This is a genomic window from Gordonia sp. 852002-50395_SCH5434458 (assembly GCF_001665905.1).
Lineage (GTDB): Bacteria > Actinomycetota > Actinomycetes > Mycobacteriales > Mycobacteriaceae > Gordonia > Gordonia jacobaea.
The window spans coordinates 26,805-53,738 of the sequence record NZ_LZTC01000003.1 but is presented as its reverse complement, the minus strand read 5'-3'; the positions used below and the strand labels follow the sequence as shown (position 1 = coordinate 53,738).

The 26,934-nt window shown below is 64.8% G+C and carries 21 protein-coding genes; 5 read left to right on the top strand and 16 right to left on the bottom strand.

Annotation, left to right across the window (positions count from 1 at the left end):
• Window positions 1-31: 31 nt before the first annotated feature.
• Window positions 32-973, top strand: coding sequence for a LysR family transcriptional regulator ArgP (locus A5785_RS00460; protein ID WP_064864098.1), 942 nt, complete (start codon window positions 32-34; stop codon window positions 971-973).
• On the opposite strand, the gene A5785_RS00455 is transcribed toward A5785_RS00460, so the two are convergent.
• The 6 genes from A5785_RS00455 to ku all read right to left on the bottom strand — a co-directional run bounded on the left by A5785_RS00455 (window position 962) and on the right by ku (window position 6,532).
• A complete protein-coding gene (locus A5785_RS00455) occupies window positions 962-1,450 on the bottom strand; it encodes a cupin domain-containing protein (protein ID WP_064864142.1) in 489 nt (162 codons plus the stop codon). The genes A5785_RS00460 and A5785_RS00455 overlap by 12 nt on opposite strands.
• 35 nt (window positions 1,451-1,485) lie before the next feature.
• On the bottom strand, window positions 1,486-1,857 hold the full coding sequence (locus A5785_RS00450; RefSeq protein WP_049699491.1) for a DUF4267 domain-containing protein: 372 nt from the start codon (window positions 1,855-1,857) through the stop codon (window positions 1,486-1,488).
• Between the two features lie 121 nt (window positions 1,858-1,978).
• Complete coding sequence (locus A5785_RS00445; protein ID WP_231894311.1) at window positions 1,979-2,725, bottom strand: SGNH/GDSL hydrolase family protein; 747 nt, start codon at window positions 2,723-2,725, stop codon at window positions 1,979-1,981.
• Window positions 2,726-2,748: 23 nt separating this feature from the next.
• Complete coding sequence (locus A5785_RS00440; protein WP_049699400.1) at window positions 2,749-4,050, bottom strand: MFS transporter; 1,302 nt, start codon at window positions 4,048-4,050, stop codon at window positions 2,749-2,751.
• 29 nt (window positions 4,051-4,079) lie between these two features.
• On the bottom strand, window positions 4,080-5,552 hold the full coding sequence (locus A5785_RS00435; RefSeq protein ID WP_064864094.1) for a flavin-containing monooxygenase: 1,473 nt from the start codon (window positions 5,550-5,552) through the stop codon (window positions 4,080-4,082).
• Window positions 5,549-6,532 (bottom strand): non-homologous end joining protein Ku, encoded by a 984-nt coding sequence (ku, locus tag A5785_RS00430; protein WP_442902827.1) that lies wholly within the window; start codon window positions 6,530-6,532, stop codon window positions 5,549-5,551. Before ku ends, A5785_RS00435 begins: the two co-directional genes overlap by 4 nt.
• 91 nt (window positions 6,533-6,623) lie before the next feature.
• Between ku and A5785_RS00425 the strand changes: the two genes are divergently transcribed.
• The 3 genes from A5785_RS00425 to A5785_RS00415 all read left to right on the top strand — a co-directional run bounded on the left by A5785_RS00425 (window position 6,624) and on the right by A5785_RS00415 (window position 10,901).
• Window positions 6,624-9,104 (top strand): ATP-dependent DNA ligase, encoded by a 2,481-nt coding sequence (locus A5785_RS00425; protein WP_064864090.1) that lies wholly within the window; start codon window positions 6,624-6,626, stop codon window positions 9,102-9,104.
• Between the two features lie 89 nt (window positions 9,105-9,193).
• Entirely contained in the window at window positions 9,194-9,988 is a 795-nt protein-coding gene (locus tag A5785_RS00420; protein ID WP_064864089.1) for a dienelactone hydrolase family protein, read from the top strand.
• 172 nt (window positions 9,989-10,160) lie between these two features.
• Window positions 10,161-10,901, top strand: a complete 741-nt coding sequence (locus tag A5785_RS00415) for a metallophosphoesterase (protein WP_049699395.1) — start codon at window positions 10,161-10,163, stop codon at window positions 10,899-10,901.
• Here the strand turns inward: A5785_RS00415 and A5785_RS00410 are convergent.
• The 8 genes from A5785_RS00410 to A5785_RS00375 all read right to left on the bottom strand — a co-directional run bounded on the left by A5785_RS00410 (window position 10,873) and on the right by A5785_RS00375 (window position 22,812).
• Window positions 10,873-13,197 (bottom strand): SulP family inorganic anion transporter, encoded by a 2,325-nt coding sequence (locus A5785_RS00410; protein ID WP_197494598.1) that lies wholly within the window; start codon window positions 13,195-13,197, stop codon window positions 10,873-10,875. The genes A5785_RS00415 and A5785_RS00410 overlap by 29 nt on opposite strands.
• 124 nt (window positions 13,198-13,321) lie before the next feature.
• Window positions 13,322-14,359: a YdcF family protein gene (locus A5785_RS00405; protein WP_197494597.1), complete on the bottom strand. Its 1,038-nt coding sequence runs from the start codon at window positions 14,357-14,359 to the stop codon at window positions 13,322-13,324.
• An 85-nt stretch (window positions 14,360-14,444) separates the two neighbouring features.
• Entirely contained in the window at window positions 14,445-16,583 is a 2,139-nt protein-coding gene (locus A5785_RS00400) for a DUF308 domain-containing protein (protein WP_064864086.1), read from the bottom strand.
• A 73-nt stretch (window positions 16,584-16,656) separates the two neighbouring features.
• On the bottom strand, window positions 16,657-18,174 hold the full coding sequence (locus A5785_RS00395; protein ID WP_082937967.1) for an NAD(P)(+) transhydrogenase (Re/Si-specific) subunit beta: 1,518 nt from the start codon (window positions 18,172-18,174) through the stop codon (window positions 16,657-16,659).
• Window positions 18,171-18,476 (bottom strand): NAD(P) transhydrogenase subunit alpha, encoded by a 306-nt coding sequence (locus A5785_RS00390; RefSeq protein WP_005177965.1) that lies wholly within the window; start codon window positions 18,474-18,476, stop codon window positions 18,171-18,173. Before A5785_RS00390 ends, A5785_RS00395 begins: the two co-directional genes overlap by 4 nt.
• Window positions 18,476-19,573, bottom strand: a complete 1,098-nt coding sequence (locus A5785_RS00385) for a Re/Si-specific NAD(P)(+) transhydrogenase subunit alpha (protein WP_005203205.1) — start codon at window positions 19,571-19,573, stop codon at window positions 18,476-18,478. The genes A5785_RS00390 and A5785_RS00385 overlap by 1 nt, the downstream gene beginning before the upstream one ends.
• A gap of 229 nt (window positions 19,574-19,802) precedes the next feature.
• Window positions 19,803-21,134 carry a PE-PPE domain-containing protein gene (locus tag A5785_RS00380; RefSeq protein WP_064864084.1) on the bottom strand — a complete coding sequence of 444 codons (1,332 nt, stop codon included), beginning with the start codon at window positions 21,132-21,134 and terminating at the stop codon, window positions 19,803-19,805.
• 85 nt (window positions 21,135-21,219) lie between these two features.
• Window positions 21,220-22,812, bottom strand: coding sequence for a molybdopterin-dependent oxidoreductase (locus tag A5785_RS00375; protein WP_064864082.1), 1,593 nt, complete (start codon window positions 22,810-22,812; stop codon window positions 21,220-21,222).
• A 94-nt stretch (window positions 22,813-22,906) separates the two neighbouring features.
• On the opposite strand from A5785_RS00375, the gene A5785_RS00370 reads away from it, so the two are divergent.
• Entirely contained in the window at window positions 22,907-24,367 is a 1,461-nt protein-coding gene (locus tag A5785_RS00370) for an FAD-binding protein (protein WP_064864080.1), read from the top strand.
• A gap of 85 nt (window positions 24,368-24,452) precedes the next feature.
• On the opposite strand, the gene A5785_RS00365 is transcribed toward A5785_RS00370, so the two are convergent.
• Both A5785_RS00365 and A5785_RS00360 read right to left on the bottom strand, forming a co-directional pair.
• Window positions 24,453-26,729 carry a heavy metal translocating P-type ATPase gene (locus tag A5785_RS00365; RefSeq protein ID WP_064864078.1) on the bottom strand — a complete coding sequence of 759 codons (2,277 nt, stop codon included), beginning with the start codon at window positions 26,727-26,729 and terminating at the stop codon, window positions 24,453-24,455.
• Between the two features lies 1 nt (window position 26,730).
• Window positions 26,731-26,934, bottom strand: a complete 204-nt coding sequence (locus A5785_RS00360) for a heavy-metal-associated domain-containing protein (RefSeq protein ID WP_005203212.1) — start codon at window positions 26,932-26,934, stop codon at window positions 26,731-26,733.

The following is a 26,934-nucleotide window of genomic DNA, read 5'->3' as shown; positions in this document are numbered from 1 at the left end:
ATGTTTCTGTCGAAACATTAGACTCTCTTATGTGGATCTCGGATCGGACGCACTACGCACGCTGTCAGCGGTACTCGACGCGGGCACGTTCGACGCCGCGGCCGAGCAACTGCACATCACACCGTCGGCGGTCAGCCAACGCATCAAGGCGCTCGAGGTCTCCGTCGGACGCATCCTGGTCCGTCGCACCAAGCCGATCACCGCGACGCGCGACGGCGAGGTTCTCGCACGGATGGCCAAGCAGTGGAATCTGCTCGCCCTCGAGGCTCAGCTCGAACTGACCGGCGACCTCGACGACGCCGTGACCGCCTCACTCACCGACCGCCCGCGCGTCCATCTCCCGATTGCAGCCAACGCCGACTCGCTCGCGACCTGGCTCCTCCCCACGCTCGCGCGCTTCCACCGCGAGAACCCTGTTGCCGTCGAAGTGATCCGCGACGACGAAGCAGTCAACAGCTCGCGCTTGGTGACCGGCGAGGTGATGGGCGCCATCACCTCCGATCCCCTGCCCATCCGGGGGACCACACTGCGACCGCTGGGCATCATGCGCTATCTACCCGTCGCCACCGGGCAGTTCCTCGACACCTGGATGCCCAACGGCGTCGACGACGAATCCCTCGCCAAGGCCCCGATGGTGCAGTTCGATCGCAACGACGAGCTGCAACGCAGAGTGCTCCGAATGATGTCGGGACAGCGACTCGATCCGCCCGCCGTCTACATCCCTGCCTCGACCGAGTACCACCGTGCCATCGAGGCCGGAATGGGTTGGGGTGCAGTCCCTCTGGCGCAGATCGCCGATGCTCTCGACAGCGGCCGGGTGGTCACCTTCACCGACCTCCACGTCGACGTGCCGCTCTACTGGCAGTACTGGAAGCTCGGGTCGTCGTTGCTGCGCACTCTCACCGACCTCGTCGTCGACGGCGCTCGTCGCCATCTCATCGCGCCGCCGGACACCGACTCCTCAACCACGTGAGCTGTGGCGGTCACTCCACCACTCGGGCGCGTCGACGAAATGGTTGTCGTACGGTTCCTGCGCAGCCGCCAACTCCTCGAATGTGGCCTCGCCCGCCTGGATTCGCGAAAGCAGTCGGAAGTACTCGAATCGTTCGACGCCGGGCGTGAGGACGATCAGGACGCGTGCCGCAGCGTCGGGCACCGCACCGAAGGCATGCGGCATGAGTCGCGGAATCGACACTGCCGCACCAGCTTCGACTGTCACGATCTCATTACCGGCCATCAGGCGCAGGCCACCCTCGATGACGTAGAACATCTCGGACGACTGCCGGTGAAAGTGAGGCGCGGCGCCGTCGACACCCGCGTCGAGGCGAACTTCGAGTGAGCTCAGCGCGCCTGCGGTGTCGGATGCGTCGAACAGCAGGTGCATCGACGCGCGCTCGTTGCCGACGACATCGTCACTGGCGCTGCGGAATACGGGTGCGGTGGTGGTCATCGTGGTCTCCATTGTCTTGTTGATTGACTGTCGGATCAGAGAAAGAGCAGAACTGCGGCGACGATCAGTGCAAGTGCGGTCGCGCCGTGGATGCCGTAGGCGGCTGCCTTACTGCCCCGATTTGTCAGCACGATCACCATGTCCCCCAACGGGATCAAGGCAAGCACGAGGACCAGAACACCGAGGTAGTCGAGTGCGACGAAGGTGAAGACGATGACGAGTAGTCCGGTCACGACGTCGCGGATGCCCTTCACCTGCCACCAGCCCCGTGCGTCCGGAGCCGGAGGCGTCGGCAGTCCGAAACCGGCCGCATTCTTCTCGTTCCTCGCCAGGTAAGCGCAGCCGACTGCAATGATCATCAGCGCGCCGGCCCAACTGAGGATGAGTCCGATCGAGGTCGCGAGCATCGCGATTCCTTCCAAGAGGATTTCTTCTATCGTCGTTAACTTCCAACGAACCAAACTCTATCAGTGATAGATCGAAGGCACGAGGGATTCGCTCGAAAAAAGAATGCACGCCGCCGAGGACTCAGCGACGCGCCGGAGAATCTCCATCGGTAGCGCTCAGCGCGGCGTCGATCTGCTCGGCGTAGATCGCGTGGAACGCCGCGGAGGGATGGAATCCGTCGGCGGCGAACAATCCGTCGCCGGACGGCTCGAAGCGCATGATTCTGCGGACTCGCCCGGATCCGGCGACCACGTCGTCTGCGATCGCGTCGAATTGCGCGGCACGCATGCCCAGCGTCTGGGCCAGCGCACCCGGCAGCGCCGGGCACATCTGCAGCATCGGCACCGGCAGCAGCACGATCTCGGCCCGCTCCGCCGCCGCGCACACGGCGTTGAGCAAAGCAGTCAGCTCGTCACGCCACCGACGGGCCGTGTGCATGTTCTTCGCGTCGTTGGCCCCGACGGACACGACCACGACGTCGGCCTGTGCAAGCACGGCGTCGTCGATCAGTGTTATCACCTGCGCAGCGGTGAAACCAGTTCGTGCGGCAACAACCCACTGCACCGAGCGGCCCTCTCTGGTGGCGAGCCGTGTCGCGACTCCGCCGGCGAGGGTGTCGAGGTGGTTGTCGACCCCGACGCCGCCGGCGAGACTGTCGCCGAGGACCACGAGGCGCAGACAATTCGGATCCGACGCGTCGCCGACGGTCCCGAAGTCGCCCTCGGCCTGCGGCAATCGGACGACGCTCCGCTTGGCTCGTAGCCCCTGCCACGCGATCACCGGGGTACGCCAGGTGGCGGCGGCAGCCAGGGTCACAATCTCGCGCATGGCATCCATTGTCGCAATCCCACTCAGGACTCGCTCGGGGCCGTCACCACCACAGCGTCGTCCAACGGATGCTCGATCTCGTCGCGCCAGAGTCGCGCGGCGACGTAGAAGGCGATTGCGGCTGGAACAGGCAGGATGCCGCCGATCACGAACACCGCGGTGAGCCCGATGGCGTTGCTCAGCGGTGCGGCGATCGCCATCGACACCGGCATCAGAATGACGGATACGAAGAAGTCGAGACTCGCGATCCGACCCAACAGCTCAGGCGGCACCCGCCGCTGCAGCAATGTTCCCCACAGCACCGACGGGGCGTCGAATCCGAATCCCAGCAATGCACCGGCGACGATGAACAGCCAGGTGTGCTCGGCGACGCCCATGACAACAAGCGACAGGCTCGACAGACCCCAGATGACGAACATGACGGTGAGGTATCGCCGAGGCATCCTGATCGACGCGAAGTACGCCGAACCGATCGCCGCTCCCGCCCCGTAAGCGGCGAGGACGAGCGCATGGTCTCCCGCGCCACCGTCTACGCGTTCGCGCAGCGCGAAGGGAACGAGCACCTCGATCGGACCCATCGTTGCCAGCACCAGCAGCGTCGCGAAGAACAACGTGGCCCATAGCCACGGAGTCCGCAGGACGTATCCGAAGCCCTCGACCAGATCGGTGACCGCCGATCGTGCCGGGTTGCCCCGCAACGCTTCTCGACGCTGAGGTAGCGGTTTCATCGTGAGATAGCACGCGCCGGAACAGATACTCGCGACCGCGGCAACGACGACCGCGGGTCCCGGCGCGGCAACCGACACGATCAATCCAGCAACCATCGGGCCGATCGCCTGAAAGACGACGGGCCGGGAGAACCCTTCGATTCCGTTGGCGGCCTGCAACTCCGATGCCGAGACGATCCGCGGAAGCAGCGCCGAGTAGGCCGGGTAGTACATACCGGTGGTGACTCCACCGAGCAACGCGGCGATCACCACCATCGGCAGGGTGAGCACCCCGAAGATCGACAGCACTCCGACGAGTCCGAACACACCCATCTTGACCACTTCGAGCGCCACGATGATCGATCGTTGCGAGACCCGGTCGGCGAGCACTCCGCCCGCGAGCGTCGAGACGATCATGCCCACCGCCGACACACCCGACGCCCACGCGACCTGCGTCGGGCCGCCACCGAGTTCGATGATCTGCCATACCAGCGCGATGGCCCAGACGCCGTCGGAGAACAACGCCAAGATGAGGCCAGCCACGAGCCGACGGAACTGCGCGCCGGCCAATGGCCGTAGAGCGCGCGGCAGCCGGGACTCGCTGGCGGTGATGGTCACCTCCCGAGGATGCCCGTCAGCGCACCCGTTCAGCCAGCGCTTTTCGCCGCCGACTCGCCGACGGTGTGGAACTCCATCGCTTCGGTGACCTCGTAGCGACGCGAATCGATGGCATCGAGTACCAGGTTGTGCCGGACCTGCCACGGCGCTTGATCCGACGACTTGGGGAGAGCGACGGCGCCGCGTCGGACATAGCCCGCATCCAGTGCAAACAACATGTGCTCCGGCAGCGTCGCCGACCCGACGGTCGGCGCCGCAGACGTGTATCCGTGCGCCCGCATGTACGCGATCAGATCACCGACCGCCTTACTGGTCAGATCGACGCGCAACGTCCACGACGCGTTGGTGTAGCCAATGGACCACACCAGATTCGGTACGTCGTTGAGCATGTACCCGCGATAGGCGAACTTCTCGTGCGGCTTGAATTCGACGCCGTCGATCGACAGCTGCGCGCCGCCGAAGGCGAGCAGTTCGAGTCCGGTCGCGGTCACGATGATGTCGGCGGGCAGCTCCTCGCCCGACACCAGCTTGATCCCGCCGGGCGTGAACCGGTCGATCTGGTCGGTGACCACGTCGGCATGGTCGGAGCCGAGAGCCTTGTAGAAGTCGGCGTCGGGGATGATGCACAATCGCTCATCCCACGGGTTGTACCGCGGACGGAAGTGCGTGTCGACGTCGTATCCCTTGGGCAGGTTGCGGATCGCGATCTGCCGCAGCAGCTTTCGCGACGTACGCGGAAACCGCCGCGCGAACAGGTAGATCGACAGCGTGACAAGTGCGTTGCGGTACCGGATCACGTCGTGTGCCCACTGCCTCGGCAGCAACCGCTGAATCCAGGGCGTCGTCGGCTCCTGCCAGCCGACGGGGAACAGGTACGTCGGCGAACGCTGCAGCATCGTCACATGACCGGCGCGGTCGGCCATACTCGGGATGAGGGTGACAGCCGTTGCGCCACTGCCGATCACGACGACGTTCTTGCCCGCGTAGTCGAGATCCTCGGGCCAGAACTGCGGATGCACGATGGTTCCGGAGAAGTCCTCGGTGCCGGCGAAGTCGGGGGTGTAGGCCTCGTCGTATCGGTAGTAGCCGGTGCACAGATAGAGGAATCGCGTTGTGTACGTGCGGGTTTCGCCGCCCGCATTGGTCGTGACAGTCCAGGTGTCGGACGCGGTGTCGAAGTCGGCTGCGGTGACCGTGACGCCGAAGTCGATCTGATCGTAGATCCCGGTGTCGCGGGCGGTGTCTTCGAGATAGTCACGAATCTCGGCACCCGACGCCATGGTCTTGGTTCCGCGCCACGGTCGGAACGGAAAGCTGAGCGTGAAGATGTCGGAGTCCGACCGCACTCCCGGATAGCGGAACAGATCCCACGTGCCACCGATACGTTCACGCTGTTCGACGATCCGATACCGCAAGCCCGGATTTCGCTCCGTCACACGGTAGGCGGCGTCGATCCCCGCCAACCCTGCTCCCACGATGAGCAAATCCAGTACGTCGCTCAACTTGCCGCTCGCTTTCGGGTCGTCTTCTTGGCTGCTGTGGACTTCTCGGCCGTTGTCTTGTCGGCTGTTGTCTTCTTGGCTGCGGTGCTCTTGGCTGCAGTTTTCTTGGCGGCAGCCTTCTTTGCCGGCGCCTTCTTCGCCGCGGCTTTCTTTGCGGGCGGCTTGTCGGCAGCGTCCGATGAACCGCCGCTCGCGTCTCCCTTGTCCTTCACCGAAGCACGCAGTGCGGCAAGAAGATCCGCGACGTCGGAGTCCTCGTCGGCGGCTTCTTCCTTCTCATCACTCTCCGGAAATGCCTCGCCGCCTTCGGCTTTCGCCTCGATCAGCTTCGACAGTTCGTCCTGGTAGGTGTCGGAGAACTCGTCCGGGTCGTAGTCGGTGGCCATCGAGTCGATCAACGACGACGCCATCTTCAATTCCTGGTCGCGGATCTGCACGTCGTCGCCGAGGAAGTCGAAGTCGGGCTTGCGCACCTCGTCGGGCCACAGCAGCGTCTGCAGGGTCATCACGCCGGGTTCGATGACCCTCAGCGCCGCCATGCGCGTGCGGTTGCGCAGGGTGAACGACGCGATCGCCAACCGGTCGGTCTCCTGCAACGCCTTCGCCAGCAGCACGTATGCCTTCGGAGACTTCGACGACGGCTCGAGATAGTAGGGCTTGTCGAAGTAGATCGGGTCGACCTGGTCGACGGGTACGAACTCGACGATCGAAATCTCCGGGCTCTTCTGCACCGGCAGACTCGCAAGGTCGTCCTTCGTCAGGATCACCGACTCGCCACTGTCGGTTTCATAGGCGTTGGCGATGTCGGAGTAGTCGACCTCGGTATCGGTTCCCTCCCGCACCCTGCGATAACGGATGCGGGCGCCGTCGGACGAATCGACCTGATACGACTTGCGGTCGTGACTCTCCGTCGCCGAATACACCTTGACGGGCACGTTGACCAGGCCAAAGCTCAGATCGCCCTTCCAGATCGAGCGCATGGGCACCATTGTGCCATCGGTCACGTCGCAAAGTGGCCGCGTACCGACACCGGATATGGGCACGCGACCAGATTCTGGGCACAATGAACTCATGGCGCCCTCCCAGAGCCTGGAGATCGACGGTCACACGATCGCTCTCACCAACTTGGGCAAGGTGCTGTATCCCGCGACCGGCACGCGCAAGGTCGACGTCGTCGACTACTACACCCGCATTGCCGACGTCATGCTTCCGCATCTGCGCGGCAGGCTGATCACCCGCAAACGCTGGCCCAATGGCGTCGAGTCGACGCCCTTCTTCGAGAAAGATCTACCGAGCAGCGTTCCGGAGTGGATTCCCCGCCACGCCGTCGCACACAGCGGACGCACCATCACCTACGCGATGGCCGATTCTGCAGCCGTTCTCGTATGGCTGGCACAGATGGCCGCGCTCGAACTCCACACACCCCAGTGGCTCGTCCCGCCGCCCGGCATGCAGGCCGATCCGGAGAAGTCCGGCCCCAAGGGACTCGGCGAGATCCGCGCGAATCGACTCGTCCTCGACCTCGACCCGGGCCCCGACGTGTCACTCGACGAATGCGCGCAGGTGGCCCTCATGATGCACGAGATGCTCGACGGCGCGGGCCTTGCGTCGTATCCGGTGACCAGCGGCGGCAAGGGAATTCACGTCTACGCGCGTTTCGACCGACCCGTCGCGCCGGATTCCGCACGCACCGTTGCACGTGAGATCGCCTCGACGCTCGCGGCGGCACATCCGAAGACGATCACCGCCACGATGTCGAAATCCGAACGCGCCGGCCGTGTCTTCATCGATTGGAGCCAGAACAGCGCGTCGAAGACGACGCTGGCGCCGTACTCCATGCGCGGTCGCGAAGAGCCCTGGGTCGCCGCACCGCGGACGTGGGACGAACTCGCCGGTCCGGGACTGACACAGTTGCACTTCGGCGAGGTGCTCGAGCGCGCCGCCGACGGCGATCTGCTCGACGGCCTCGACGACCCCTACTCACCAGACACCGACGACGCGACGACAACCACCAGCGGCTCCGCGGACTCCGCAGACGACTCCGAGGAGCAAGTCGAGGACGCCGGCGCGCGCCCGGTCGTCGACCTGAGCACCTACCGTGCCAAGCGCGATGCGTCGAAAACCCCGGAACCCTTCGGCGATGAGGAGCATCGTCGACGCCGCGCCCAGTCGTCCGACAGCGACGACGAGAGCGACCCCGAGGACTCCGACGACACGGTGAGCGCGGCGTCGGCAGGACCGATCTTCGTGATCCAGGAACATCACGCTCGCCGCCTGCACTACGACTTCCGGCTCGAGCGCGACGGAGTGCTCGTCTCCTGGGCCGTGCCGAAGAACCTGCCGACCGATTCGGGTCAGAACCGGCTGGCCGTACACACCGAGGATCACCCTCTCGACTACGCGGACTTCTCCGGCGACATCCCCGGCGGGGAGTACGGCGCCGGGCACGTGGAGATCTGGGATCACGGCACATACGAGACCGAGAAGTGGCGCGAGTCGGAGGTCATCGTCCGCCTTCACGGCGAGCGAATCCAGGGCCGCTACGCGCTCATCAAGACCGGCGACAAGAACTGGCTCGCGCACCTGATGAGCGACGAGCCGCGGCCCATCCTCCCCGACAGCCTCACACACCCGCGCCCGATGCTGGCCACCGACGAACCTGTCGAACGTCTCGACGGCAGGGACTGGGCGTTCGAGGGCAAGTGGGATGGGTATCGAATTCTGTTGCGCTCCATCGATGGAGACTTCCGCCTCACCTCGCGATCGGGAATCGACATGACCGACGACTTCCCCGAATTGCGCTCGGCGGCAGACGAACTCGGCCTCATCGACGTCGTCCTCGACGGCGAGGTCGTTGCCGTTGACTCCGCCGGGCATACCAACTTCACCCTGCTTGCCTCACGCAGCAATACCACGGAGACGTACTCGCTCAAGCTGTACCTCTTCGACATCCTCTACCTCAACGGCACATCGCTATTGCGTAAACCGTGGTCGGAGCGTCGACAACTCCTGGAGGCTCTCGCGCCCGCATTCAAAGAGTCTGCGTACGTGGAGATTCCGCCGCTGCTACCCGCTCCCGGCTCGGCTGCCGTGCGCCATAGTCGCGACCACGGACTCGAGGGCGTCATCGCCAAACGCAAGACGTCGACATATCAACAGGGACGACGAAGTAGCCAGTGGCGCAAGCAGAAGAACTGGAGCGACATCGAGGTCGTCATCGGCGGTTACCGACTCGGTCGCGGCAATCGTGAGGGTGCCATCGGGTCACTGCTGGTCGGGCTGCCAGAAGAGACCGGCCTGCGCTACGTAGGCAGGGTGGGCACCGGATTCACCGAGGCGTCGTTGAAAAGCCTTGCAGAAGAACTCAAGCCACTGGAGATCTCACGAAGTCCGTTCCTGGAGAAGCTCGACCGCCCCGTCGCGTCCACCGCGACCTGGGTGCTACCGAAGATCGTCGGCGAGGTCAGGTTCATGGACTGGACCAGCACCGGCCACCTCCGCCACCCGAGCTGGCGCGGAATCCGCCGCGACAAGCTTCCGGGCGACCTCTGACAAAACCCTCTGACAAACAACCTCTGGCAAACAACTTCTGACAAACACCGGATGACAGGCCCACCCGCACCAGCGAGAGGACACCGAAGATGACCATCACCCACGACACCGTCGGGAAGCACATCACCGTCGCGGCCGCCGACGGCGACGCGGAGGCATACCTCGTCCGACCCGCCGGTGACGATCCCGCCGGTGAAAACCCGGAAACCGATTACCCCGGCGTGCTTTTCATCATCGACGCCATCGGGTTGCGCCCACAGACCCGCCGCATGGCCGACCGCATCGCGTCGTGGGGCTACGTCGTGCTGGTTCCGAATGTCTTCTACCGCTGGGGCACCGCGGAGGAAACATCGCCGGAGGACGAGCTCCTCGACGCCGACGCGCGCAAAGAGTTCTTCAGCGTGGCCATGCCGCGCGTGCATGCTCTGACCGACGATCTCGCCGAACCCGACCTCTCCGCATATATCGACGCGTTGAAGGCCACACCCGGCGTCTCGAAAGGCCCGATCGGCGTGACGGGGTACTGCGCGGGCGGCAGACTCGCCCTGCTGGCCGCGGCGACCCGGCCCGACGACGTCGCAGCTCTCGGCATGTTCCACACGGGCGGGTTGGTCACACAGTCGTCAGGCAGTCCGCATCTGCGCCTCGCGGACGTCGACGCCCAGGTGCTCGCCGTGCACGCCGACCGCGATCGTTCGCTTCCCTCCGAAGCGATCGCCCAGTTCGAGCACGCTCTCATCACCGCGGGAGTTACTCACTCCGCGACCGTGTATCCGGGCGCAGAGCACGGCTACACGATGGCCGACACCGCGTCGTACAACCACGACGCCTCCGAGTACCACTTCGCCGAGCTTCGGAAGTTGTTCGCACATACGCTGCACTGAATGGCGACGCGGCCCTGAATGCGAACTTTGCACCGAATGCCACGTTGCACACGATCGCCGTCATCGGTCATATGGGCGCCATAAGTGAGTCTCTCGCCACGCCCACCGACCTCGCTTCGCGATCGGGAACTCTGTTGGCTATGTTCAGTGGTGTCCAACCCCGGGAGAGCCAGTGTTCGTTGTCGCGCACATCAGCGACCTGCATTTCAACGGCACCCGATTCAATCGCGCCCGAATCGAATCGACGTTGAGCTATATCAACGCGCGCGCGGACGGCATCAATGTCCTCCTGATCACCGGTGACGTAGCCGACGAAGGCAGCCCGAGCGAGTACCGCGAGGCATCCCTCGTCATCGACAGCCCGCTGCCCATCCTCATCACCGAGGGCAACCACGACGAGCGCGTCGCGTTCAACGCAGGCATTCTGCGGGCCGAATCATCTGCGCCGATCAACTCGTCGAGCCTCGTCGACGGCGTCTTGTTCGTAGTGGTCGACAGTTCCATCCCGGGCCGCAACGACGGCTACATCGACGACGACACGCTCGCGTGGATGTCTGCGGAGATCGCCGCGCACGGACCCGACACCCCGGTGTTCGTCGCATTCCACCATCCGCCGGTCACGTTGGAGATGCCGTTCATGGACAGCATCCGCCAGACCGGCGAGGAGCGCATCGCGGCCCTCGTCGACACGCATCCCAACATCGTCGCGTTCCTGTGTGGACACGCACACACACCGGCGGTCACCCGATTCGCCGACCGCCCGCTGTGCGTAGCACCCGGCGTCTCGTCGACGCTGAACCTGCCCTTCGAGGGCCATGACATCGTGAACCGCGGCCAGCCGCCCGGCATCGCCTTTCATGTACTCGACGACGCCGGACGGCTGATCACACACTTTCGCTCGGTGATGTTCTAGCGCCTTCGCGGTCCAGCAAGCCACTCACGTGATGGCCGACGCCTGCGAGGTGGATACCGGTCTGGGTGACCTCGTAGACCTGTGCGGTACGAATATCGAAGTAGAGTCCGATGATTCGCAGGCGCGCCTCGGCCGCTGCCCGCCCGACGAGGTGATGGCGACTCAGAATCTCCACCTGCTTGGCGACATTCACCACCGCGAGTTGGTCCACATCGTTGAAACCCATTCTGGCGGCCGACCTTCCAGCGGGATGCCCGAGTTGCAGTGCTGTCCTACTCGGTTCGGCCTGGGCCAGCCACGAGCGGATCGGCGAACTCGACGCCGCATCCGAGGACGATTCGCGGCCACGACTCTGGTCGAGCACCGCTCGCATCGCACCACACGATGAGTGTCCGCAGACCACCACGGCGGTTACGCCGACCTCGTTGATCGCGAAATCCAGTGCGGCCTCGATGGATTCGGCGCCGCCGTTGGGCCCTCCGACGATATTGCCGACGTTGCGCACCGTGAACAGGTCGCCAGGACCGCTCGAGGTGATGATATTCGGCATGATGCGCGAGTCGGCACAGGTGAGGAAGAAGGCGTCCGGCTGCTGGTAGTCGACAACATCCTGCAGGTGGCCACGCAGCACGTCGGCGTGTTCGCGGTGATAGTCGGTGACGCCCGCCATGATCGACCGCAGCGATGCCGGGACGTCGGCGACCGCCTTGTCGTCGACCGGGATCCGTTGGCTGCGCCAGGGGGTAAGACCGACGATGCCGCCGGTGTGTCGACGGGGCGGAGCGAGCGGTGCATGCTCGATTCGAGCTCGACCGCGCTCGACGATCGTGACCTCGTTGCCCGTGGCCTCGCGCGCACGCACCCAGTCGGAGATCATCTCCGACGCCGCGTGGTCGAGGAAGTCGACGTCGAATTCCAATGTGACCGGGACGTCGTCGGGAACCTTGCTCAAAGTGCTGTTGAATCGCGGCATTGACAGGAAGCTCAGCGATCCCCGTACCGCGATCAGCCACTCGTCCGATTCGCCGGTCGCCACCGGTCCTGACTTGATCTCGACTCGGATGACCCGCCACAGGACAAGTGCCACAGCGAGGGCAAGGCCGATTGCCACACCCTCGAGAAGGTTCAGGAAGACGACGCTGACAACGGTCACGCCGTACACCCACAGATCGCCGGTGCGCAGGGCGGTTTTCATGTGCGCCAACTTCACCAGTTGCATGCCGATCACCACGAGGAGCCCGGCGAGCGCAGCCAGCGGGATCTGCTCGACCAGTGCCGTCAGGAACACCGCGAAGACGAAGACCCACACGCCGTGCAGAACCGCCGACCACCGAGTACGCGCTCCGGCAGCGACATTCGCGGTGCTCCGCACGATCACGCCGGTGACCGGAAGCCCGCCCAGGAGTCCGGACGTCATGTTCGCGCTGCCCTGCCCGATGAGTTCGCGATTGAATCTGCTGCGCGGACCGTCGTGCATCTTGTCGACGGCAACGGCAGAAAGCAGGGATTCGACACTGGCGATCAGTGCGACGGTGAGCACGCCGAGAACGAATCCACCCCAATTGCCATGGGGCAGTTCAGGCAGCGAGATGGCGTCGAAGAAGTTGCCGTCGAGACGTACCCGCTCGACGTCGAGGTTGAGCACAGCTGCCAACACGGTCGCGAGCGCGATCGCCGCGAGCGGTCCCGGAATCTTGCGTGCACGTGCGGGAAGATACTTCCAGCCAACCATCACCACGATGACGATCACTCCGATCGTGACGTCTGCCCAGCTTATGTCGCCGATCCGCTCGGGCAGTTCGCTGATGTTGGCAAGTGCAGAACTCTGCGATTTACCGCCGAGCAGTACATGGATCTGTTGCAGCGCAATGGTGATTCCGATTCCGGCGAGCATCGCGTGCACCACCACCGGCGCAATGCCGAGCGCGGCGGTCGCGATCCGGCTGACACCGAACAGAATCTGCAGGATTCCCGCGCCAACGGTGATCGCACACGTCACCTTCCAACCGAAGTTGGCGACGAGTTCTGCCACCACCACTGTCAGTCCCGCCGCAGGCCCCGACACCTGAAGCGGGCTACCTCCGATCGCTCCCGCCACCACACCACCGACCACCGCCGCGATCAGCCCCGCCATGACGGGCGCACCGGAGGCTACTGCGATGCCGAGCGAAAGTGGCAGTGCCACAAGGAAAACAACCAGCGATGCCGGTACGTCATATTTCAGAACACATCGCCATCGGTCGCGTGATTGTTGGGCCGTGTCTATCCGTCGAGAATCTGCCGGGGTAGTTGCCATGAAACGAACGTACAGATGCAGAGTTAATTAGAGATGCCCTGAGGCATAAAATTCTTGTGAGACTTACACAGCCCGATTTTGATTGTGATTCAGTTCACGCCATCGTCGAAAGTCGTTGCGCTGTTCAACTTTTCGACCCGGTCTGTAGAAGCTGATCAAGAATCTTGCCGCCGATTTCAGGGATAAGGCCTGGTCCTGTGTCCGGAAGATCATTCGGCAGACCTGGGATATTCGGGATCGGTAATTCTGAATTCTTAGTGGTGGGAATTCTTGCGGCGCGAGTCGCTTCGAGGCGAATGCCTTTCTGCTGATCTTTCGTCAAGGGTTTGAGATACTTCGCCATATCGGTCGGCGTCGTGACAGATCCGCTCACCTTCAGTCCCACTGCAGCGAAGTCGGCCGCAGCTCGCCGAATGTGATTCGGTGAGGTGACCAGCACGATGTCGGCAATCCCCCGCGCACCGAGAATTGCGGCCGTGTTCTGTGCGTTCGACACCGTGGACACCGACTTGTCCTCCGTCGTCACCCGCGACGCATCGACGCCATTGGCGACAAGCCACTTCTTCATCGCCGACGCCTCGGTGATGCCCTTCTTCGGCACGCCACCGGTGACGACGATCGGGAGCGACGGGGCTGCGTCGGCTTGGGCTTTGCCCGCCGTCAGCCGCTTCACCAGTTCGGGTGCCATCGTGCCGTCGGCGCCGAGCCCGTAGCCGAGTATCACAATCGCCTGCTGCCCCGACGCGGGAGCGGGCGAGGTGGACGGGACGATCGCGGCCGCGGCGGAGACGCCGGCAGTGATGTTGCGGACGCTCGTCGCGAGCGTCGGATTGATCATCGAGAGTCGGCTCAGTGCCGCCTTCCCGGTGGCGGCATCGTCGACCTGATCGGACCATACCGACTGCAGCGCAAGTGAATCGGCGTCTGCGGGCGCGACGATCAGCGACTGTTTGAGCGACTCGAGTCCGCCAGCCACGTCACCGGACGCGAACTTCTGCTGGGCGGAGTTGTAGAGCGACGCCGGATCGATGGCGGTCACGGTCGGTTGCACCTGCGCGTGGTGCACCACCGGCAACGAACCGACCACACCGCCGACCGCTGCCGCAGCGACGACCGCGACGACGCCGCGTCGAATCCGTTTCACTCTGGCCACATGAGTCACTCGTGTAACTCTAGGTTGACTTGTCCAGTACTGGGTCTCCCTGCGATCCCAAGTCGATAACAGCGAGACTCAGCAGTAGTAAGAGCTAGCTCACCCCGTTGAGCCGGTTTACCGACGCGAACAGGTCTCCGACCCGATAGTTGTTCACCGCGACGAAATTCGGAATCATGTTCCGCTCTGCGCGGCACTGCTCGAGCCGGTTGAACAAGAACTCCTCGCGATTGACCACACCGGCGTCGCGGATCCTGCTGGTGAAGTTGCTCATCCAGTGGTTCACCAGAAACAGTGGCGCTGTGGTCGACCCTCTGTTCCGATCGCAGTTGAACTCGGCTGTCGTCCGGAATTCATACGGTGTGTCCTGGGTCCACTCCTTGCCGTCGAGCAGCCAGGGGCGCTCGGCGCCGCCACCGACGTTCTCGTGCAGCCAGACCAGGTTGTGACGGCTGTCGATCATCTGCCGCAGCGTCGGCCACGGCTGGCCCATGGTCGGGGTGTAGAGCCGGTCGTAGAGTCCCGCCTGCCGCAGCAAGGTCTCCACGTCGGCGGGTGCGACCATGTCCTGCACGAAGAATGTGACCACCTCATTGGGGTGGGCGTCCATCCACTCGCGCACCTTGATCATCAGCGGCAGCCACTCCGTCGAACCGAGTTCGCACAGCTCGTGACACAGGTAGGGCTTGACCGGTCCGACGGGAGTCAGATCGAGGGCGTCGCGCACCCTCAAGGCACTCTGCACGGTCTGCGCGCCGTACAGCTGCTCTGCCGCTGCCAGTGCCTGCGCGCGGCTGTCCTGAGTGTTGGCGATGATCGGCGGCTTGTTCGACATCTGACCGTTCCAACTGTCGATGAGGAACACGCGGACGCCGTCGTCGAGTTGCCCCATGACGCCGGTTTCCTGTTCCGCGAGAAACCATCGATTGCCGTCGGCCGCCGACATCGAATTGTGCGTCGCGGGAAACGCCACGTCGTTGTATGGCCGGTCGCACAACTCGACGTGACCGTTGCACGCGTTCGGATCATTCTCGGCGACAGCGGAACTCAAGGCCGGGGTCGGCTGCGGCCATGACAGTACGCCGACAGTCGCGAGCAGGACCGCTACGCCGACTATCGCCACCGCCGGAATCGCCAACCGGCCGACGATCTGGCGCCGATCGCTGTGCTGCAGTTGCCGATTCGCTGCCCGCAGCAACTCCCCCGCGCCTGCGATGAGCGCGAATGCTCCGAGCAGCACAGCGACGACAGTGACGAAGGTCAGCGGTCGCACCACCGCCAGCACGCCCAGCAACACCAGCACTCCGCCACGCGCGGCAATGGCCGCCGGGGTCGACGGTCGTCGTATCACCCACTCGCGCAGACGCTCTGCGAGTCTGTCGAGATCGTCGACCGGAGCGAGACTCGACGCCGCGCGCACGGCCAGCCCGATGAGCGCCGCAACCGCAGCGATGATCCACAGCCTGCCGTCGACCTCGCGCCAGACCGCTACCGTGAGGGCGCCGTCGAGGGTGTCGGTCGGAATGAAGGCGGTAATGATGGTGCAGGCGAGCAGGATTGCGGCGACGAGTGCCGCGAGCCAGATGATCGCAGCACCAAGGGAGTCGGTGACCGCGGCGATGCGCGAGGCCCGACCCGTAGCCGCGGGCGGAGGTCGGATGAACGCCGCACCCACAATCAGCAGTAGGCCCAGCAGCGGCAACAACCACGCGAGGACTCGTACCCATCTGACGTAATCGAGGATGCCCGAATCCCATTCACTCGCACCGATCGCCGAGAGCGTGACATCCATGTTGTCGGGTAGTCGAGCAGCGACGTCGGGTGCCACCGTCCGCAGCGCGGCGACGGTAACCGCCCCGAGATCGGCCAGACGCAACACGAACAGATTGCTGTCACCCTGGGTTATCGACCTATGGATCGACGCGGTGAGTCCTCGCACCGCGGGCCCCGCCGCGGGACTCGACACCGCCGAGATCGACACCGATTCCACCAGCGGACGCAGCGCGACGAGTTCCGGCGACGCCGAGATGATCTTGCCGGACACGAGCAGCCCGAGTTGCCGCGCGACCGCGGGATCCTGCCGGATCGAGTCGACATGCGCGGCGAACCGGGCGCTGTTGACGGCCTCGCGGTTGACCACACCCGAGAACAACCCGCCGAGCAGACACAGCACTCCGAGCGCGAAAACAACGTGCGAAATCACCGTGCGAACTCGGGAAGCGTCGACTGCCATCACATACACATAGCAGCGGGCGGCACAATGTGCCGCCCGCTGCTACCAAATCGTAAAGCACTTCATGAGGCTGCTACAGCGCCTTGAGCTCCTCGATGACCTCGGCGACCGACTTCTTCGCGTCGCCGAACAGCATCGACGTCTGCTCCGCGGTGAACAGCGGATTGTCGATACCGGCGTAGCCCGAACTCATCGAACGCTTGAGAACGATGACCGATCGGGACTGGTCGACGTTGAGGATCGGCATTCCGTGAATCGGCGACGACGGGTCGTTGCGCGCCGCCGGATTGGTCACGTCGTTGGCGCCGATGACGATGGTGACGTCGGTGCGAGTGAACTCGCCGTTGATGTCGTCCATCTCCTTCATCGAGTCGTACGGCACGTCGGCCTCGGCCAGCAGCACGTTCATGTGGCCGGGCATACGACCGGCGACCGGGTGAATCGCGTACTTGACCTCGACGCCCTTGTCCTCCAACAGGTCTGCCATTTCCTTGACCGTGTGCTGCGCCTGGGCGACGGCGAGACCGTAGCCCGGAACGACGACGACCTGGTTGGCGTACGCCATCTGGATCGCGGCGTCGGCAGCCGACGTGGCCTTGACCGTGCCGCCCGCACCACCCGCGACACCCGCGGCACCGGCGTCGCCGCCACCGAAGGACCCGAAGATGATTGCGGGAATGGAACGGTTCATGGCCTTGGCCATCAGCATCGTCAGGATCGAACCCGACGCGCCGACGATCATGCCTGCCACGATCATCGCCTGGTTGTTCAGCGCGAGACCCGCAGCGGCAGCGGACAATCCGGTGAGTGCGTTGAGCAACGAGATGACGACGGGCATGTCGGCGCCGCCGATGGGGAACACCACGAACAGACCCATCAGGCCCGCGACCACGAGCAGGATGACGATCCAGTACCACGGAGTCGCGTTGGTCGAGCTCGCCTTCACACCGATGACCACGGCCACCGCGACGGCCACGATCGCCAGCACGACGTTGGCGACCTGGAACAGCTTGGCGGCTGCGACGAGCTTCTTCTCGAGGTTCTTGTTGAGCAGTTCCTGCAGCTTCGCGAAGGCGACCAGCGAGCCCCAGAAGGAGATCGAACCGATGATCGCCGCGAAGAGCGATCCGACGATCACGGCCACGTTCGGCTCGTGCGGCACCTGGGTGAAGCCGTCGTACTCGATGTATTCGGCCCATGCGATGAGCGCGACGGTTCCACCGCCGACGCCGTTGAAGAGCGCGACCAACTGCGGCATCGCCGTCATCTTGGTCTTGAGCGCGGGCGGGATACCAAGTGCGACACCGATCGCGAGACCGATGGCGATCAGCACCCAGTTGACAGTCGGGACACCGACGTCGCCTGCGTCGTTGTAGACGCTGAGCAGGGTCGCGACGATCGCGATGCCCATACCCGTTGCGGCGATCCAGTTTCCGCGCACAGCGGTCTTGGGGCCGGTCAGGCCCATCAGGCCGTAGATGAACAGCGAGAAGGAGACGATGTAAAGAGCCGTGACGCCGTAGCCCAGGCCTTCGGAGACCTGTCCCGTCGACTCGCTCGCCAGCACCGTCGAGGCGAGGATGGCGCTCACTTGGCAGACTCCTTCTTACCCTTGAACATTCCGAGCATGCGGTCGGTGACGAGGAATCCGCCGACCACGTTGAGCGTGCCGAAGATCAGCGCGACGAACGCGATGATCCGGGTACCCCAATTGGCATCTGCCGGAAGCGAACCCAGCACGACCAGCGCGCCGAGCACAACGATGCCGTGGATAGCGTTGGTACCGGACATAAGTGGGGTGTGCAGCGTGTTGGGCACCTTCGAGATGACCGCGAAGCCGACGAATCCCGCGAGAACGAGAATGGCGATGTTCGCCATGAGACCGGTGTACATCAGGCCTTCACCTCCGAACTGGTCGACGTCGACCCGGTCACGCATGCGGATGCGATGACCTCATCGTCGAAATCGGGTGTGATGGCGCCGTTCTCGTCGAGCATGAGCTCGATCAGCGCCTGCAGGTTCTTCGAGTACAGCTCGCTGGCATGCTCGGGCATCGTCGCGGGCAGGTTCAGCGGAGACGTGATGGTGACGTCGTGTTTGACGACGGTCTGACCCGGTTCGGTCAACTCACAGTTGCCACCGGTTTCACCTGCAAGATCGACGACGACGCTGCCGGGCTTCATTCCCTCGACTGCGGCGGCGGTGACCAGGCGAGGCGCCGGGCGGCCCGGAACCAGCGCGGTGGTGATGACGATGTCGAAACCCTTGATCGCGTCTTCGAGCGCCTGCTGCTGCTTGGCACGCTCGTCGTCGGTGAGTTCACGGGCGTATCCGCCTTCACCGGCGGCGTCGATTCCCAGATCGAGCCACTGCGCGCCGACCGAACGGACCTGCTCGGCCACCTCGGGTCGCACGTCGTAGCCGGTGGTGCGGCCGCCGAGGCGCTTGGCCGTTGCCAGCGCCTGCAGCCCGGCGACACCCACGCCGAGCACCAGTACGGTTGCGGGCTTGACCGTGCCCGCCGCGGTGGTGAGCATCGGGAAGAATCGCGTCGACTTGTCGGCTGCCACGACGACCGACTTGTAGCCGCTCACGTTGGCCTGCGAGCTCAGTGCGTCCATGACCTGCGCACGCGAGATGCGCGGAATCGCCTCGACGGCGTACGCCTCGACGCCCGCTTCCTTCAGCGCTCCGACCTTGGTGTCGGCATTGCGCGGCGCGAGGAAGCCGATCAGCTTCTGGCCGCGCCGCAGCTTGGCGATCTCGGCGTCGCTCGGCGGTGACACACGAAGCACCACATCCGCCGCGTACGGATCGCCGATCGTCGCTCCTGCCTCGACGTATGCGTCGTCGGGGATCAACGCCTCCACACCGGCGCCCGATTCGACGGTTACCGGCACTCCCTTACCTACCAGCGTCGCAACGACCTTCGGGACGAGCGCCACGCGACGCTCACCCTCGGCCGTTTCGCGCACGACTCCCACGCTCATGTTGTCAGTTTCTTCTCTGTCTTCTTCGGCACTGGTCTTCGTCAGTGCTCGATCTGTTTGGGTACGAGCGCACGGTGATCCGCGGGTTTACTCCTCCGGCCACTGCGTTTGGCGCCTCGTCGGGGCGCGTTCGTCAATGAGGTGGTCATCCGCACGCCGCGCCCGCTCGAAATTCGGTGCGACGAACATAGCATGACCTCAGCAGACGCAGATCACGCCGTTGAATTGCTCACTTTTGCTTGACGTTGCCGGCTGCCCACCGAACTAAATGGGCAACCAAGTCGCCGACGGGGTCCTCGGGGACCGCTGCGGGCGCGGTGTCGGCGGCTGCGGGGAGCTGGTCACCGGATGTGGGAGCAGGGGTCGGCGTCGCACTGGTGTTCTGCGGCGGCTGCCACGTCTTGCCCTGTGCAGCGAGGGCGTCGGGGTCGGTGACCGGTACCTGCAGCCCCAACGCGTCGTACAGAGCAACCTGGATCTCGCGCGGTGTCGGCAGCTTCTCGCCTGCATTCTTCGACGCCTCGCCCGGCTCCGGTACGGGGACAAGAGTGTCGAGCGCGTCGTCGAATTCTGGTGGAACGGGTATGCCCAAGCTGCGCAGAAAGATCCCCTGCGGATTGCCGCCGTCGAGGACCACGTAGGTGGTGGCGCCGACTTCTTTGGTCGAGACCACCCGGTACTGGTTCACCAGATTGCCCTTTTGGCCGTGGATCGTAGCGCCGGGCAAGAAGTACAAGGCGGAGGTCAACGGGTGCGCGAGGGGATTTCCCAAGCCGCACACCGAGTCTCCGCGCACGCAGTAGGAAATGACCCGAATGTCGCCGGTACTCGATTCGTCGCGCGGACCGTTCGTGTAGGCACCGGGAATGACGCTGGGTATGACCGTTTCGATGCCGGTGTTGGGAAATCGCGAGTCGGCGCCGACCACCACGACAACGTTGGCATCCGGGATCGCATCCGCGTCTCCCGCCAAGTACTTCTGGTGGAGTTTGTAGGCGACGTTCATCGCGATGGGCCCGCTCTGCGAGTAGCCATTGAGAACGATGGTGCCCGATTTACCGCGATCAACCCATGCCCGCTCGGCGTCAGCGACCCCGTCGGCGGTACCGATGTAGACCGAATCGTTGTAGGTGCCGTTGCCGGTGAGATCGAACTTCTTATTGCCGACTACGACTCCGAATGCCGCAGGGTATTGCACGACAGGGATTTTCGGATTGTAGGAGCCCGCGCCATGGGGTGCGTCGTAGAACCCGACGTCGACCGTGCGGCCGTACTGGTCGCCTCCCATCGGGGAGCCTGCGCCGCCGATCACCGTCGAGCTGATCGGTGTGAAGTCGCTGGTGCCGGGGATGAGGAGCACCGTCGAGTCTTCTCCGAGACCCTCCGGGAGCCAGCTGGGTTTGTCCCGGATCGGCGTCGGCTCGTACCAGGACCCGGGCAATTGAACCGTGGGGAGCCGGACGGGACCCTGCGCGCCCTGCGAAGCCGCACCGGCGGTGCCGGGGGTCAGCAGTAGGGCCGCGGCGCACACAGCGAGTCCAGAAGTGACAACCCCGCGCATGTGACCCACCCCTCAACGTGTGCTGCGTCGAAGGGTAACCCCGGCAATAGCCTCACGCCCACGGCGGCACCACTCCGTGCTCTCATCAGCCGACGGTGTAGTCGCGAGAATCGAGTCCGGTCGCGCCGTCGGGAACCGGGTCGGCCTCGGTCTCGGTCTGCGTCTTCCCGTTCTTGTCGATGGCACGGCATTCGACGGTGTGCTGGCCGCTCGTCGCCTGCCAGGTGAACTTCCACTGGCGCCAGGTGTCGATGCTGTACTCGGTTGCCAATTGCGCGTCCTGCCAGGGCCCGCGGTCGACGCGGACCTGTACAGCGGAGATACCCGTGTGCTGCGCCCACGCCGTCCCGGCGATGATCACCTCTCCGGGCTTGACCGAGCCGCCCGCTGGACGGTCGATGCGCGACGCGAGTTTGATCGGACCAAGCGCCGACCAACCGCGCGTCGTCCAGTACGCCTGAGCGTCGGCGAACCGAGTGAGTTCCCAGTCGGTCACCCACTTCGTCGCCGACACATACCCGTAGAGCCCCGGAATCACTTGTCGCACAGGGAATCCGTGTTCGATGGGAAGCGGCTCGCCGTTCATAGCGACTGCCAGCAGCGCGTCACGCTTGTCGGTGATCGCCGACACCGGGGTGCCCGCGGTCCATCCGTCTGAGCTCGTCGAGAGCAACATGTCGGCGCCAGGGCGCACTCCGGCCCTGTCGAGGATGGCCTTCATCGGCACGCCGAGCCAGCGGGCATTGCCGATGAGGTCGCCGCCGACCTCGTTGGACACGCAGGTCAACGTCACGACGCGTTCAGTCATGGGCATGGCGAGCAGTTCGTCCCAGGTGAGGGTGAACTCCTCGTCGACGAGGCCGTGCACCCGCAGCTTCCAGTCCGTGGTGGTCAGTTGAGGCACCTGCAGGGCGGTATCGATGCGATAGAACGACGCGTTGTCGGTGACGTACGACGTCGCTCCCTGCACACCGATATCGACGCCCGCGGGGATCGGCGGCGCGGGTGAGGCGGGCGCGGGCAGCTTGATGCCCGCGCGATCGGCGACGGTGCGCGCGGCGTCGGCAAGCAGTTTGCGGCCGATGGCGCCCACCGCGATGGCGGCGACCGCGATTCCCGCAGCCGTCAGGACGAAGCGCCGTGGGACCCCGGACTGTCGCTCGTCGTCCTGTTGCTCGTCGCCGTTGGTGGCTTGCGGGGCGTCGAGTTGTCGCAGGAGCAGTCGCAGCACCCCGATACCGACGACTCCGGCGAGCAGCGACGGAATGACGTAGGCGCCGCTCGAACCCGACCGGTTGAGCGCCGCGACCACCCCGAGCACGGCGAACACTCCGATCACGATGCAGCCGAAGGGAGGTCGACGCCGCTCGAGCACCCCCGTCGCCGCTGCGAGGACGACGATGATCAGTGCCATCCCGGTGAACAACGCCGTCTTGTCCGAGGTGCCGAACACCCCGATCGCCCACTCACGGACCGCCTGCGGCGTGTGGTCGACGACCGTCGACCCGACGGCGAAGAACGGCGAACTGTTCTCCGAGATCGGAACCGCACACAACTCGCCAACGGCGAGGCCTGCGCCGACGGCGATCAGCCCGGCGACCGCTGCGGGGCCGTCATGCGTCGACGGTCGACGATTGTCGTCGACGTCGGGTCTGGTAAGGGTTCGTCCAGAGGACACACCCCTTGATACCTCCAAAGCCTGAGGAGAAGGCAAACGCACGCGACCCTCAATCACTAGAACACGTTCTAGTTTGTGGTCTACGCTAAGCCGCATGGCTGACGGCACACGGATTCCCGACACCCTCCCCCTCGGCGCGGTGACGCAGTTCAGCGACGAGGTCGACGTCGTGGTGATCGGACTGGGCATCGCGGGCGGATGCGCCGCGGTGGAGGCGGCGTCGAATGGAGCACGCGTTCTGGTTCTCGAGCGTGCGGCGGCGGCCGGCGGCACGACGGCACTGGCGGGCGGACACTTCTACCTCGGCGGCGGTACGGCGGTCCAGAAAGCCACCGGGCACGACGATTCCGCCGAAGAGATGGAGCGGTACATCACCGCGGTCTCCAGCGACCCCGAGCCGGACAAGATCCATGCGTACTGCGTCGACAGCGTCGAGCATTTCGATTGGCTCGAAGCTCTCGGCTTTCAGTTCGAGCGCAGTTACTACCCGGAGAAGGCCGTCGTCCAGCCCGAGACGCAGGGTCTGATGTACACCGGCAACGAGAAGGTGTGGCCGTTCAACACCATGGCCGTTCCCGCCCCGCGTGGGCACAAGGTTCCGGTCCCCGGCGACACGGGCGGGGCCGCGATGATCGTCGAGTTGCTGGTCAAACGTCTCGCCGACCTCGGAGTGGAGGTGCGCTACGAGACCGGCGCTCGGCAACTCGTCGTCGACGACGGCGCTGTCGCCGGAGTCGCGTGGCACAGCCCCGGCAGTGGCGACGGGGTGATCAGGGCGCAGGGAGTCGTCATCGCCGCGGGCGGGTTCGTGATGAACTCCGACATGGTCGCGGAGAACGTGCCGTGGCTCACCGAAAAGCCGTACGTCCTCGGCAACACCTACGACGACGGCCTCGGACTCCGCATGGGTGTCTCGGTGGGCGCCGAACTCAAGCACATGGATCAGGCATTCTGCACTGCACCTGTCTACCCGCCGGCCATTCTGCTGACCGGGATCGCGGTGAACAAGAATGGCGATCGGTTCGTGGCGGAAGACTCCTACCACTCGCGGACGTCGAGTTTTGTTCTCGAACAACCGGATTCGACCGCGTATCTGATCGTCGACGAAGCACACATGAAGCGACCACGCATGCCGCTGGTGCCGTTTGTCGACGGCTACGAGACGATTGCCGAAGCCGAACAGGCACTCGGCATTCCGACCGGGAGGCTGCAGGCGAGCCTTGATCGGTACAACGAGAACGCCGCACGCGGCGAGGACCCGGACTTCCACAAGGCGCCCGAATACCTTGCGCCGCAAGACAAGGGCCCGTGGGCGGTCTTCGACATGAGTCTGGGAAAGGCGATGTACGCGGGGTTCACCCTCGGCGGCATGGCGACCTCGGTCGACGGCGAGGTGCTCGACGCATCCGGGACCGCGATTCCCGGACTCTACGCAGCGGGCGCGTGCGCCGCGAACATCGCACAGGACAGCAAGGGCTACGCCAGCGGAACACAGCTAGGCGAGGGCTCGTACTTCGGACGCCGCGCCGGCCGCCACGCCGCCGCGCGCCGCTGACCCCACCGCCGATCGAGCCGCCCACCCGCCGATCGAGCGACCCCACGCTAATCGAGCTGCTCCCCGCTGATCGAGCTTGTCGAGATCACCGCCGCGGCGTAAACCGCCGCAGGCGAAGGCTGTTCAGCACGACGAACACCGACGAGAGCGCCATCGCGGCGCCCGCGATCATCGGATTGAGCAGCGCGGCAGCGGCGAGCGGGATCGCGGCGACGTTGTAGCCGAACGCCCAGAAGAGGTTCTGCTTGATCGTCCGTAATGTCGCGCGCGACAACGTGATCGCGTCGAGCACCTTGTTCAGGTCGCCGTCGACGACGGTCACGTCGCTGGCGGCGATCGCGACATCGGTACCGGTACCCATCGCGATGCCGAGGTCGGCCTGCGCGAGGGCCGGCGCGTCGTTGATGCCGTCGCCGACCATCGCCACGGTCGCGCCGGCCTGCTGTAGGCGGACGACCTCGGCGACCTTGTCCTCGGGCCGCACATCGGAGATCACGGTGCCGATACCGACGATGCCGGCGACGTGCCGGGCGGCGCCTGCGTTGTCTCCGGTCAACAGAACCGGTCGCAGTCCCGCCTTCTTCATGCGCGAAATCGCTTCGGCGGCGCCCGGTTTCACCGTGTCCGACACCACGATGACACCGATGGGCGCACCGTCGCGCAGCACGACGACGGGAGTCGCTCCCGCGGCCTGTGCATCGTCGATGGCACTGCGAAGTCCTTCGTCGAGTTCGACGTCGAGATGCGCGGGCCCACTGACGGCCAAGCTGCTGGCTCCGACCCTGCCTGACACACCGACACCGTGAGCGGCGTCGAATTCATCGACCTCGGGTACCGGAAGATCCTGAGCGGCAACGACGATCGCGTGACCGATCGGATGTTCAGAACCCTTCTCCACCGCTGCGGCGAGAGTGGTGACCTCTTCCGAGGTGACCCCGGCTGCAGGGTGTATGGCGTCGACACGCATCTCCCCGGTGGTCACGGTGCCGGTCTTGTCCAGCACGACGGTGTCGATGCGTCGAGTCTTCTCGAGCACTTCGGGACCCGACAACAGGATTCCAAGTTGCGCACCACGTCCGGTGCCGACCATCAAAGCAGTCGGTGTCGCCAGTCCGAGCGCACAGGGGCACGCGATGATCAGAACCGAGACGGCTGCGGTGAACGCGGTCAGCACCGAGCCGTCGACCCACCAGAAGATCAGTGCGGCAAGGGCGATCAGCATGACTGCGGGCACGAACACGCCGGAGATCCGGTCAGCGAGTCGTTGAACCTGTGCCTTACCCGCCTGCGCTGCCTCGACCATCCTGGCCATCTGTGCCAGCGCGGTGTCGGAACCGACGTGGGTCGCACGAACCACGAGTCGACCGCTCGTATTGATCGTCGCGCCGACGACGTTGTCGTCGACGGTCACCTCGACGGGCACGGATTCGCCTGTGAGCATGGACATGTCGACAGCGGAGGCACCCTCGACGACCACTCCGTCGGTGGCGATCTTCTCGCCGGGACGAACAACGAACTCGTCTCCGACGGCGAGCTCTGCGATCGGGACCCTGACCTCACCGCCCGAACGTCGGATCACGACATCCTTCGCGCCGAGGTTCATCAGAGCCCGAAGTGCATCCCCCGCACGGATTTTGGCACGCTTCTCCGCGTAGCGACCGGCGAGGATGAACGTTGTGACGCCCGCTGCGGCCTCCAGGTAGATGAACGACGCTCCCGCTCCGCGATCGGGGAGTAGCTCGAATCCGTGTGTCATGCCCGGCATTCCGGCCATACCGAAGAACAAGGCGTACAAAGACCACCCGAAGGCGGCAAGAGTGCCCATCGACACCAGCGTATCCATGGTTGCAGTGCCATGCCGCAGATTGCGCCACGCGGCGAGATGGAACGGATAGCCGCCCCAGATGATCACGGGTGCAGCAAGAGTCAGCGACAGCCACTGCCAGTTGGTGAACTGCCACGCCGGCACCATCGCGAGGACGATGACCGGTATCGACAGCAGCGCCGAGATGACAAGTCGTTGACGTAATCCCCGCAACTCGACGGCAGCAGGACTCGAATCGACCCCATCGGGCTCGATCCCGTCACCCAGCCCCGAATCAGGTGACCCACCAACAGTTTTCGGGCGCACGGGTGTGGCCGTGTATCCGGCGTCCTTAACCGTGGCGACGAGGGTGTCGACGTCGGCCGTGCCGTCGACCGTCGCCCTTTCCGTCGCGAAGTTCACCGTGGCGTGGACGCCGTCGAGTTTGTTGAGCTTGCGCTCGATACGATTCGCACACGACGCACACGTCATGCCGGTGATGTCGAGGTCGACGACGGTGGCCGGCCCCTCACCGTGCGTCGTGTACGTCGTCGACATGTCAGACCAGCTCGTATCCGGCTTCGGACACGGCGTCGGAAACCTCGTCGCGAGCAAGTTCGCGATCGCTGGAGATCTCGACGACGCCCGTCTCCAAAGTCACGTCGACATTGTTCACGCCGGGGATCTCGCCGATCTCCTCGCGAACCGATGCGACGCAGTGCCCGCAGGTCATCCCGGTGACGGTGTAGGTGCTCGTGGTCAT